Annotated in this window: 6 protein-coding genes; 5 read left to right on the plus strand and 1 reads right to left on the minus strand. The window is 46.8% G+C overall.

Annotation, left to right across the window (positions count from 1 at the left end; all coding sequences use genetic code 11):
* The first annotated feature begins 452 nt into the window (after nucleotides 1-452).
* From DN752_RS14400 to DN752_RS14415, 4 genes are all read left to right on the plus strand, one after another.
* Nucleotides 453-3893, plus strand: coding sequence for a glycosyl hydrolase (locus tag DN752_RS14400; RefSeq protein ID WP_112784594.1), 3441 nt, complete (start codon nucleotides 453-455; stop codon nucleotides 3891-3893).
* A 219-nt stretch (nucleotides 3894-4112) separates the two neighbouring features.
* Nucleotides 4113-5534 (plus strand): sialate O-acetylesterase, encoded by a 1422-nt coding sequence (locus DN752_RS14405; protein ID WP_112786564.1) that lies wholly within the window; start codon nucleotides 4113-4115, stop codon nucleotides 5532-5534.
* A 379-nt stretch (nucleotides 5535-5913) separates the two neighbouring features.
* Nucleotides 5914-8250, plus strand: coding sequence for a DUF5703 domain-containing protein (locus DN752_RS14410; protein ID WP_112784595.1), 2337 nt, complete (start codon nucleotides 5914-5916; stop codon nucleotides 8248-8250).
* A 168-nt stretch (nucleotides 8251-8418) separates the two neighbouring features.
* Entirely contained in the window at nucleotides 8419-10458 is a 2040-nt protein-coding gene (locus DN752_RS14415; protein ID WP_112784596.1) for an aceric acid hydrolase, read from the plus strand.
* 439 nt (nucleotides 10459-10897) lie between these two features.
* Here the strand turns inward: DN752_RS14415 and DN752_RS14425 are convergent, their stop codons facing one another.
* Nucleotides 10898-11632: a hypothetical protein gene (locus tag DN752_RS14425; protein WP_112784598.1), complete on the minus strand. Its 735-nt coding sequence runs from the start codon at nucleotides 11630-11632 to the stop codon at nucleotides 10898-10900.
* A 394-nt stretch (nucleotides 11633-12026) separates the two neighbouring features.
* Between DN752_RS14425 and DN752_RS14430 the strand changes: the two genes are divergently transcribed.
* The gene (locus DN752_RS14430; RefSeq protein ID WP_112784599.1) at nucleotides 12027-12518 is read left to right on the plus strand and encodes a hypothetical protein; all 492 of its coding nucleotides are present in this window, start codon (nucleotides 12027-12029) and stop codon (nucleotides 12516-12518) included.
* Nucleotides 12519-12591 lie beyond the last annotated feature (73 nt).

Genomic DNA, 12591 nt, shown 5'->3' on the forward strand with positions numbered 1-12591 from the left:
GTATTGAGATGTGAGTTTTGAGTCTTGAGACATGAGATTTGAGACATGAGTCTTGAGTCTTGAGACTCAGGTAGTCAAGTGTCAAGATGAAAAAGTACGATGAATGTTGTGCCGAGGGCTGTGCTCCGGTACGATTTAGCATTGAGCTTAATGCTCAATTCAAAGCTGTTATGGAGTTACCATCTCGAACGTGGCGATATGGTGGATTTGTGATCCACGATTGGGCTGTGCTTGGTCTCAGCCCCAGCACTGGAAAGCTTTGAGCCTCTGGCTCCATTAAGTTGTTCCTGATTCCTGTCCTGAGCGTGTCGAAGGATGAATCAGGAACTCGTGAGAGGGGGATTTGCAATCCCAAACTTGCCCAACACGTGGATTTTAATCTACGAGCAATAAAATAAAGCGAGCTGGCAAGCGTCAAGGGCTGCCATATAATGATTTAAATCTGAATCCCAATGTCTGGAACAAAGACCTTAACTACTATTTTCTATATAATCCTCAGCTGCTGGATAGGAGCTTGCGGCACTTCGCCTAAGGAAGAGGTGTCCAACCCTTTTGAGCCGACTTACGAGAGTTCACAGCCATGGGTATATTGGTATTGGATGTATTCGACGTATTCTAAGGAAGGCATCACGGCGGACCTGGAAGCCATGAAGGAGGCGGGCATAGGCGGGGCATTTTTGATGTCCATTAAAGGTCCCGCTGAGCCGCCGTTGACTGACCGGCCTACTTTGCAGGGATCAGATGAGTGGTGGAAAATGGTGCGTCACGCGATGGAAGAGGCTGATCGGCTTGGGCTTCGATTGGCCATGCATGCTTGTGATGGTTTTGCAGTGGCCGGTGGGCCATGGATTACCCCAGAAAAATCCATGCAAAAAGTAGTGTGGACAGATACCTTGGTCCAAGGAGGGAGGAAGGTGGATTTACAGCTCAGGCAACCTGAAAGTCATGAAGATTATTACCGGGAGCTGGCGGTATTTGCCGTTCCCGCCAAAGAGGAATTTGAGCAAACTTCCGAAGCATTGCGTCCAGCAGTCACCAATAGCTTGGGAGAAAAAGGGTTGGATTTTTTGTTGGATGATGCAGGTGACGAGCGTTTTGGGACCAATGATGAAGCCTGGATTCAGTATGCTTTCGATGCCCCCTTCACTTGCCGCTCCATCCGGATCAAAACCAGTGGCAACAGTTATCAGGCACATCGCCTAAAAATAGCTGTTAGTGATGATGGGGAGCATTTCCGGGAAGTGACCAGACTACATCCACCCCGTCATGGCTGGCAGGATTGGGACGAAGATTATACGCACAGCATTCCTGCGACGACGGCAAAATACTTCCGGTTTATTTATGAAAAATCCGGTACGGAACCCGGGGCAGAAGACTTGGATGCTGCCAAGTGGAAGCCTTCGCTAAAAGTCAACACCATAGCGCTTTCTTCCAGCCCTAAAATTAACCAGTATGAAGGAAAATCTGCCGCAGTTTGGCGGGTGAGTGAACGCAGCACGTCCGATGTGTTGCCAAATAGTTCCTGTGTGCCCTTGGACAAAGTCGTGAACATCTCAGATCAGCTGGACGCAGATGGGAGATTGACCTGGGAGGCTCCAGAAGGACAATGGAAAATCATGCGGTTTGGCTATACATCCACAGGTCATACCAACTACACCGGTGGAGGTGCCAAAGGCCTGGAGGTAGATAAGTTCAATGCAGCAGCGGTCAAGTTCCAGTTTGACCAGTGGTTTGGAGAGGCTTTACGGACGGCTGGGCCTGATTTGGCAGAGAAAGTCCTGAAGATCTTTCATATCGACAGCTGGGAAGCCGGTAGCCAAAATTGGTCGCCCGTTTTCAGGGAAGAATTCAAAAAGCGTAGGGGCTATGATATTGTCGATTATTTGCCAGTAATGGCCGGTATTCCCCTGGAAAGCACAGAGACCTCAGAAAAGCTGCTGTATGACCTCCGCCGGACGATCTCCGAGGTGGTAATGGACAATTTTTTTGGAACCTTACAAAAGGAAGCTTCCAAAAATGGTGTGAAATTCAGCTCCGAAAATGTAGCTCCCACTATGGTGAGTGATGGAATGGAGCATTTTAAATACATCGACTATCCTTCTGGAGAATTTTGGCTGAACAGCCCCACGCATGATAAGCCCAACGATATGCGGGATGCGATTTCCGGAGGTCATATTTATGGAAAGCAGGTCATTCAAGCAGAAGCCTATACCGAGCTGAGGATGGACTGGGACGAATATCCGGGCATGCTAAAAGCACTCGGGGATAGAAACTTCGCACTGGGCATCAACAGGTTCTTTTACCATGTGTTTGTCCATAATCCTTGGCTCGATCGGAAGCCTGGCATGACGCTGGATGTGATAGGCCTTTACTTTCAGCGGGACCAAACATGGTGGAAGCCCGGCAAGGCCATGGTAGATTACCACCAGCGCGTCCAATACCAGCTTCAAAAGGGCAGTCCAGTGATTGACTTGGCGGTGTTTACGGGCGAAGATCTGCCCAGTAGGTCGGTGCTGCCCGAGCGTTTGGTGCCTTTCTTGCCAGGCTTGGCAGGAAGGGAGAAAATGGCGGCTGAAAAAAACCGCTGGGCCAATGAAGGTCAGCCCACAAGGGTGATCCCTAAGGGCGTGAAGCATTCTGCTAATATGGCTGATGCAGCAGATTGGACAGACCCGTTGAGGGGCTATCATTATGACTCCTTTAACAAGGATGCCTTATTGAGACTTGCGAAGGTGCAAGATGGCAAGGTGGTTTTTGGCGGTGGTACCCGTTATGGTTTTTTGATTTTCCCTGGCCAGCGTAAGATGAATCCCAATGCCAGCTTGATGTCCGTGGAGGTTGCCGAAAAATTGTTGCAATTGGTAAAGGAAGGGGCCACTGTCTTGGTGGATAAAAAGCCGACAGGTACCTTGGGCTATCGAGAAGAAGACCAGCGATTGGCAGCAGTGGTGGAAGAACTCTGGAGCGGAGAAAAAGACGCGCCAGAAGAAAGCACTGGTCCTAAAACTTGGGAAGTTGGAAAAGGGAAAGTCGTACAATTGCCTTATGAACAAGCTACATTGGAGACATTAGGATTGGGGTCAGACGTGGTGGCTATTGGTGAGGATGGCGAGCGTAATGTAGGCTTTGCCTTTGCCCATCGAAAAAGTCAGGAAGAGGATATTTATTTTCTGTCAAACCAATTGGAAAAAACACGAAAATTGGACGTTTCTTTTCGCATAACTGGCAAGAAACCGGTGTTTTATGACCCTGTTTGGGGCAGGGAGTATCCAGTGTCGAGCTGGGAAACGGGTGCAGGACGAACAGACATGACCGTTAAGCTTCCTGCAAACGGGTCGCTTTTGGTGATTTTCCGGGAAGATACGTCCGAAAAATCAGTAAATGAAGGGGACAATTGGCCAGTATACAAAACGCAAAAGACATTGGACAGGCCTTGGGAAGTGGCGTTTGACCCTGCTTATCGCGGCCCCAAAGCAGTGCAGGAAATGGCTGTTTTGGAAGATTGGAGCCAGCATCCAAATGACAGTGTAAAGTACTATTCCGGTACGGCAGATTACCGCGCGACCTTCGAATGGAATGGTGAACTAGGCGGGGCATTTTGGCTTCACCTTGGCAAAGTCGCCAATATCGCTTCAGTAAAATTAAACGGTAAAGACTGTGGCGTAGCCTGGACATTCCCCTACCAAGTGAATATTTCCGATGCGCTAAAGAAGGGACAAAATGAATTGGAAATCGAAGTGACCAACACCTGGGCAAACCGCACCATTGGTGACCTGAAGCTTCCAAAAGAACAGCGATTTACCAATACCATTGCCGACCTGGAAAGGATGGAAGGCCGGGAGCCACTGGAAGCAGGATTACTAGGTCCTGTGCGGATCTTGCAGGAGAAATGAATGGATCGAGGGCAGATAATACAGATTTAGTCGAGGGTCGCTGATTTAGGTTAAAATGTCCTTTTCGGGATTCATGCTGACTACGATCATGGCTGTCTTAGCGCGTAGCTGTTCGGGGTTTGTAATAACGAACCTAAATAAAGGGGATTTGTAATCCCCCAAAAAAACATAAATTAGCCAAAACATTAAACATTACCACCTTTTAACCCAATGATTTCCATGAAAAATATTATCGCTTTATTAGGGCTATGCTTGATTGCGAATGTATCAATAGCAGAAGTGACCTTGCCCGCTATTTTTTCGGACAATATGGTACTCCAGCAACAGATGGAAGCGCCTATCTGGGGTTGGGCAACTCCCAATGCCACGGTAAAAATTACGACAAGCTGGGATGACAAGGAGTATACTGCCGCAGCCAACAGCAAAGGCGAATGGAAGACTAAGATGAGCACTCCTGAGGCGGGTGGCCCTTATACCATAAGCATCAGCGATGGAGAGCAATTGGAGCTCGAAAATGTGCTGATTGGGGAAGTATGGCTGTGCTCTGGGCAGTCGAATATGGAAATGCCGCTGAAGGGATTTCCCGGCCAGCCCATCCTAGGAGGCAATGAGGCCATCGTGAACAGTAAGAATGATCGCATCAGGCTGATTACTGTTCCCCGAAAATCCACGGTTCAGCCACAGGACAACTTCGAAGGCAAATGGGAGGAAGCTGCTCCTAAAGTGGTGTCCAATTTTAGCGCCACGGCTTGGTTCTTTGGAAAACAGCTTTATGATGCTTTAGATGTACCAATCGGCTTGGTGCATGTGTCTTGGGGAGGTTCCAGCATCGAAGCTTGGATGAGTGAGCAGATGTTGGCCGATTTTAAGGAGGAAATTAAGGTCCCACAAAGTGAAGACGAAATAGACGTGCCTAACCGTACGGCCACGGCCCTGTACAATGGCATGATCACTCCTGTCGCTGGATATGGAATGAGAGGTGCGATTTGGTACCAAGGAGAATCCAATAATGGGCGGCCAGATCAATACGAGGAGCTGATGGTGACGATGGTTCGGGAATGGAGAAGTTTGTGGGGAGAAGGAGAATTCCCCTTTTACTATGCCCAAATAGCCCCATTCGATTATGGGATGTTCAGCCCAAATGAAGTGGTCGAGAAGAATAATTCCGCCTATCTCAGAGATGCCCAGCGGAAGGCCATGGACAGGATTCCCAACAGCGGTATGGCGGTGCTGATGGATATTGGAGAGAAGGAAAATATCCACCCAGCAGATAAAAAGGCTGGAGGCCACCGACTGGCATATTGGGCCTTGGCGGAGACGTATGGGATAGAAGGCTTTGAATATAAGGGGCCTGCTTTTGAAGCCATGGAAGTCAAAGGCAGTACGGTCATCGTGGCGTTTGAAAATGTCCCGGTAGGTATTACCTCATACGGAAAGGAAGTGACCAGTTTTGAGCTGGCAGGAGAGGATAAAAAGTTCTATCCGGCCACAGCTGTTTTAAGAAGGAAATCAGTGATGTTGTCTTCTCCGCAGGTGGACAAGCCAGTGGCGGTGCGCTATGCATTTGAGGATTTTGTGGTTGGCGAAATTTTCAGCACCGGAGGCATACCGATGAGTTCTTTCAGAACGGATGATTGGTGAAATGGAGCAGGTGATGATATGCGGATGATAGCAATTGATCTGAAAGGCGCAATGCATTTGAACGGGCCGGAGTCTTCTGATTTCGGCCTTTTGTTTTTTTGAGATGTGGAGGTTTTACTTAAGCTAAAGGCAAATGAGCTTAACTAATCCAGTTCCTTATTTAAGTATTTAGGTGTTTTTCTTAAATAAGGGTGTTGCTTAGTTAAGTTTTTTGAATTATGCCAATATTCGAGTTTAGCGGTTTTTTAACCCGATTTCAATGGCATTCTTTTTAGGGACACTAAACTTTTGTCTCCACACCTACCTCCTGATGCCACAGCATACTACAGGAAAGTAGAGCGATAAGATTTTTATACTTTGAGGCCATATTAGCGTAAAAATGAAGCGACCCTTTCTGATTGTCTTTAGTCTTTTTTGGCTCGGAATAACCTCAAGTATTGCCCAAAGCCTATCGGCATACGATCCGGTGTGGACTACCATGAGCAAAAATGCCAGTGAATCCATGCCCTTGGGCGGTGGAGATATTGGGATGAATGTTTGGGTAGAAGATGGCGAACTGTTGTTTTATTTTTCCAGAAGCGGGACATTTGATGAGCACAATACCTTGTTGAAACTGGGCAGGGTGAGGGTTTCCTTTACGCCCAATCCATTTGATGGAGATGATATATTTCGTCAAGAACTTAACCTCCAAGAAGGAAATATAAAGCTTACTGGAAAGACCGGTGGCAAAGAGGTAACTATCAATTTATGGGTGGATGTATTCCGTCCCGTTATTCATGTGGAAGTGGATGGTGATACGCCTACTTATATGGATGTAGCTTATGAGAACTGGCGCTACAAAAACCGACCGGTAAAAGGAGCTGCCAATAATGCCAATTCCTACAAGTGGGCACCGCAGGGAGAAGTCATCACCTATCAAGACAGCATTGGTTTTCAGGACAGCAGCGTGTTGTTTTACCATCAAAATCGAGCAAATACGGTGTTTGATGTGGCGGTGGAGCAACAAAAAATGGCATCTGTAAAGGGACAGATGATGAATCCACTCAGCAACCTTATTTTTGGAGGAGTGTTAGAAGGGGGCAATTTAATTCGCCAAAGCGTGAAAAACGGTGTTTATCAAGACACTGATTTCAAAGCTTTTCCGCTAAAAAGCATTAGCCCCAGAAAGCATCATTCATTTGAGATTTACCTTCATACAGCTCAAACTAGGTCGGTGGAGAAGTGGAAGTCAGGACTGGACAGTTTGGTGCAAACGGCAAAAACAGCTTCTCCCGAGGCCAGAAAAAACACCACGGCTTGGTGGAAGGGTTACTGGAAACGGAGCTATGTGATCACTGATCCCCAACAAAAAGCCGCCAATGACACTGTTTGGCAGATTGGTAGAAATTACCAGCTCTTTCGCTATATGCTTGGCTGCAATGCTTACGGCAGTTACCCAACCAAATTCAATGGAGGACTATTTACCGTTGACCCGGTATATACGAAACCAGACATGCCTTTTACCCCAGACCATCGCAACTGGGGCGGGGGGACGATGACCGCGCAGAACCAACGGCTAGTGTACTTCCCCATGCTTCGATCAGGTGATTTTGACCTGATGAAGCCACAGTTTGACTTTTACCTGCGCCTGCTGAAGAATGCTGAGCTGAGAAGCCAGGTTTATTGGGGACATGAGGGAGCGAGCTTTACGGAGCAAATCGAAAATTTTGGATTGCCCAACCCAGCGGAATACAATTGGAAACGACCGGATGATTATGACCCAGGAATGCAGTACAATGCTTGGCTGGAATATCAGTGGGATACCGTATTGGAGTTTTGCCTGATGATGCTGGAGCAAGAGCGGTATGCTGACAAGGATATTTCCGAATATATTCCTTTTATAGAAAGCTGTTTACGGTTTTTCGATCAGCACTATCAATACTTGGCTCAGCAAAGGGGAGCCAAAACCCTTGACGAAAACGGGGATTTGGTATTATACCCAGGATCAGCTAACGAAACCTATAAAATGGCTTACAATGCGAATTCGACCATTTCAGCCCTTCAGACGGTATTGAAAAGGTTGATTGCTTCTCCATCAGTAACTAGCGCCGCAAAGTGGCAAGAGATGCTAGAGAGAATCCCGCCACTGAACTTCAGGGAAATCAACGGCCACCGTATGTTGGCCCCGGCCAAGCTGTGGGAACGCATTAATAACACCGAGGTGCCGCAGTTGTATCCTGTTTATCCATGGGGTATTTACGGGATAGGCCGCCCCGACCTACAGATCGCCATCAACACTTATCAATATGATCCTGACGCCCTCAAGTTCAGAAGCCACATTGGCTGGAAGCAAGACAATATCTTCGCTGCTCGATTGGGACTGACGGCAGAAGCTGCCAAGTGGACGTTGAAGAAGATGGGAGATTCCGAGAGGCGCTTCCCCACATTTTGGGGACCGGGATTTGACTGGGTACCAGACCATAACTGGGGAGGATCTGGCATGATCGGCATGCAGGAAATGCTATTGCAGACCGATGGTGATAATATCTACCTTTTCCCTGCTTGGCCAAAAGACTGGGATGTACAATTCAAATTACATGCTCCCCGTCAAACGACCGTGGAAGGCGTATTGGAAGATGGCAAACTAAAAGAATTGAACGTCTTGCCCAAGGAACGGGAGGCGGATATTGTGAATATGCTGGGATGGGATTTAGAAAAGAAGGCAGGTTTTAAGTAGGAAGATTAGGTGAAAGAGCCAAGAATAAAGAGTAAAGAAAGCTAGCAAAAAATAGCGTTGAATCGGAGACTCAACTTCTGCAGTGCCACGTCAGAGACGATGGGACAACGTTTAATCGTGGTTGTACCGAGTCTCTGCCTCAAATAAAAACGAAATAAAATAAGTAACATGAACCTAAAATATGTAATCGCAGGAATTGGGTTGGGTATATTTTCGCACCAAACAGGGATAGCTCAGGAAAAGGCCTTGGTCGATAATTCCCAAAGTCCCCATGCCAAGCTAAAAAGTATCAACCTTCAGGATGTGACCTGGACAGATGGTTTTTGGGGGGAGAAATTCAAGATCAGCAAGGAAAATACCTTGCCATTTATGTGGGATTTGTACCATGATGCGGATAAAAACCACGCGGTAAGGAATTTTGAAATTGCCGCTGGTGAAATGAAAGGCAAGCATGACGGTCCTTCGTTCCATGATGGAGATTTTTACAAGGTTTTTGAAGGTATGGCCGCTCTATATGCGGAAACCCAAGATCCCAAACTCGACGAGCAGATGGATGAAACGATTGCACTGATCGCTGAGACACAACGGGAAGACGGGTACCTGCATACGCCAGTACTCATTGAGGAGCGCTGGGGCACACTAGGTGATGAGTATCTCCAGAAGCAGTTGGGATTCGAAAAATACAATATGGGCCACCTGATGACAGCTGCCTGTGTACACTACCGCGCCACAGGCAAGGATAACTTCCTGCAAGTGGCAATGGGGGTAGCAGATTTCCTTTATGATTTTTATAAAGAAGCTTCCCCAGAACTCGCCCGAAACGCCATTTGCCCCAGTCACTATATGGGGGTGGTAGAAATGTACCGAACCACTGATGATGAACGCTATTTGGAGCTAGCAAAGAACCTGATAGACATTCGTGGCAAAACCAGTGATGGAACTGACGACAACCAAGACCGGGTACCATTCAGAGAGCAGACAGAAGCCATGGGACATGCCGTGCGCGCCAACTACCTGTATGCAGGAGTGGCAGATCTATATGCCGAAACGGGCGAGGAAAAGCTACTTGAAAACCTGGAATCCATTTGGGAAGATGTGGTCCATCGAAAGATGTATGTGACAGGAGGCTGTGGAGCCCTTTATGACGGGGTGAGCCCCAATGGTACTTCCTATAACCCAACGGAAGTGCAGAAAATCCATCAGGCCTACGGCAAGCCTTACGAGCTGCCAAACGCCGCTGCCCATAACGAGACCTGCGCCAATATCGGCAATGTGCTCTGGAACTGGCGTATGCTGCAGCTGACTGGTGAGGCGAAATATATGGACGTGATCGAGCTTAACCTGTACAATAGTATCCTTTCAGGAATCAGCTTGCAGGGAACGGAGTTTTTCTATACCAATCCGCTCAGCGCCAAAAAGGATTTGCCTTATCACCTGAGGTGGCCAAATACCCGAGAAGGCTATATAGCATTGTCCAACTGCTGCCCGCCCAATGTCGCCAGGACCTTGGCAGAAGTGGCCAATTATGCCTACAATACCTCTGAAGAAGGACTGTTTGTCAATTTATATGGCAGTAATGAACTGAACACAACATTGCCCAATGGCCAAGAATTGGTAGTCAATCAATCCACTTCCTATCCATGGGACGGGGCCATTTCGCTGGATTTTGAGAAGGTGCCTACTGATGATTTTTCAGTTTTTATGAGAATCCCTGGCTGGTGTAACCAAGCATCGCTGGTCGTGAACGGAGAGAAACAGCACACCGAGCTGGCCGCTGGTCAATATGCCGCAATCACCCGAAAATGGAAAAAAGGAGACCAGGTAACACTCACCTTGGAGATGCCCGTACAATACCTTGAGGCTAACCCACTGGTGGAAGAAGCCCGTGGTCAAGTGGCTGTCAAAAGAGGCCCAGTGGTATACTGTGTCGAATCCATGGACCTGCCAGAGGGCCGTTCAGTAGATGATGTGGTGATTTCCCTCTCCGAGCAGCTCTCTCCCGAAAAATTCACCATTGGCAACAGCGAATTGGTCAGCCTTTCCGGCCAGGTTTACTATCAGTCGGAAGACGATTGGCAAAACCAGCTATACCGGGAAGTTTCAGCAAGTGCCTATGAAAAAGGAAACATTCGCCTGATACCCTACTACAGCTGGGCAAACCGTGGCGATGGTGAAATGATGGTATGGTTGCCGTATGAAAGGAAGTAGCGATTACTTGGACATGAGATGATCTCGGTTTCAGTGCCATTTAGTTAAGGCTAATTCCCATTTAGAGGGTGGAAAATGAGAGAGTTACGGTTTTGATTTTAGCCCATAGATGCACAGGTATTGCGAGCTGAAATTGCTTTAACCCGGAATAGGCATTAGCCTATCTGTTGCGACCTTAAACTGCTTCAAAATCAGCCGTTTCACTTTAGTTTGGAGGCATAACCGTATCGGTGCTATGCTCACACCTCCAAACTGACTAAACGGCATTGGTTTCAGGATTATATTATAGACATAAGCGGGAGCTATGGTGTGATTGGTGATCCCCAAACCCTGTCCACTTAGAAAAAGAAAAGGCTTTCCGCTCATTTACTCGGAAAGCCTTTTCTTATTTTAGCTGTCCCTCACTTGTAGCGAGGACAGATTATGGGCTAGGTGTTTTTTATTTGAATTCACCATTTTTCAGTCGAAGGGCTTCTTCAAGGTGTGCTTCGATCATGTCGTAAACCGCTTCATTGCCATCTTCGTTATTAGGGCCTACGATGATCATGCCATCACCATTGCCATCTTGGACAAGTCCAGGATCGATGCCCATCAGGAGTTTATCCATGTAGAGTTCAAGAACCAGTTCTTGGGTGCCGTTTACTTCCGTTCCGGGATTGAATTTGATGTCAATATTTTCTTCGATGTCCAGGTACATCATGGAAGGGATCCCTTTCCAGTCTGCTTTGATCAAGACCGATTTGCCATACATTGGGTCGGTTTCTGGAAGGTGGTCAGCCTTGGTGAGGTCAAAACTCATGTTGGTATAAACTCCATTGGGAGCCAAAAAACTGCCCATTCTTGATAAAAGGATATGCTCATCTTTTACCATGGGCACGATGAATTTTGGCCCTTTGTTTGGAGTGATGAGCGTAATGGGTAATGTTTTACTATCAGCGATCTTGAGGATCATTTTTACATCTTTTACGCTGATATTAACATCAGTTACTGTGACGTTTCTGAATACCAAGCTTCCATCATCCCCTTCAGAGGGAATATTGGTACTGACTTTTGCAGAAAGGGTTACCTCACTTTCTTGGATTTCTTGGGATTCTTCAGTTTGACTACAGGAAGCAAGCAGGGCAGAAGTGGAAAATGCCAGCAGCAGGTTTCTAAAAGTTGTTTTTCGATACATAGTTGTAAAGTTTTGGTTTGTGATGAAATAGTGCTTGTTTATATTGCCGATATTACTTTAATAATCACTGAATGGAATATTGTTTGTAGTCAATTGTAAATTATCTGTATTTTTTTTGAGTAAATGGCTGGTTGTTAGGGCGGAAAGTATAAATGAAAGCGAGTTTTATAGGGACGTAGGTAATGCTGAAGAGCCATGGCATACAAGTGTGTGTGATCCACGGTGTCGGACGGTTACACCTAAAACTAACCCTTTGAGGATATTGTAAAAAGAAGCGTTGTTTACAAATAATCCTTTTAAGCGTACAAAAATGAAGTGTTTGTTTTTAGTGGCTTGAATATCATGTATTTACAGAGTAAATTCAGTCGTTTTACCATCCATTAGTCTTATCATCATGAAGCCGTTATCTTATATTTATCTACTCGGAATTGCCCTTGTTTTATTTTCATCCTGTAGCAATGGCGACGAAGAGCCAGATGCAGAGATTGGTGGCGGTGGTACATTGACACTGAGCGGAGATGAAGCCCATTATACGTCCGGAAAACTGGAGGTCAGCGAAACGGCTTATGGCCGGGCGGATTTGACTGGGTTAGAAGAGTCCTTGGTGGCGGTGTCCAGTGGGATTTCCATTCCCAAAACTGCAGGTGAAGAACTGGTTCCGGAAGGAAGTGATCTGGAACAGCAGTTTGTCGTTGTTGCTTCAGAGATGGCCATTTCCATGAGTATTTTTGCCGATGGAACCAAGCGGGATTATGTTTCTGATGTGAGCAAAGCCATTAATGTCACCATAGACCAATCGTCCAAAGAAGTGACCTTCAATGATGCAGCCGTAGTCAACGCTGATAATGGATCCATACTGACCCTTAACGGTACTTTGGTCTGGTGATTTTTCCTTCTTAGCTATTAACCCTCAAGCTTGTCGTGATACCTAGTCTTCAAAGGAGGAGTTTGCCCTAATT

The organism is Echinicola strongylocentroti (genome assembly GCF_003260975.1).
GTDB classification, from domain to species: domain Bacteria; phylum Bacteroidota; class Bacteroidia; order Cytophagales; family Cyclobacteriaceae; genus Echinicola; species Echinicola strongylocentroti.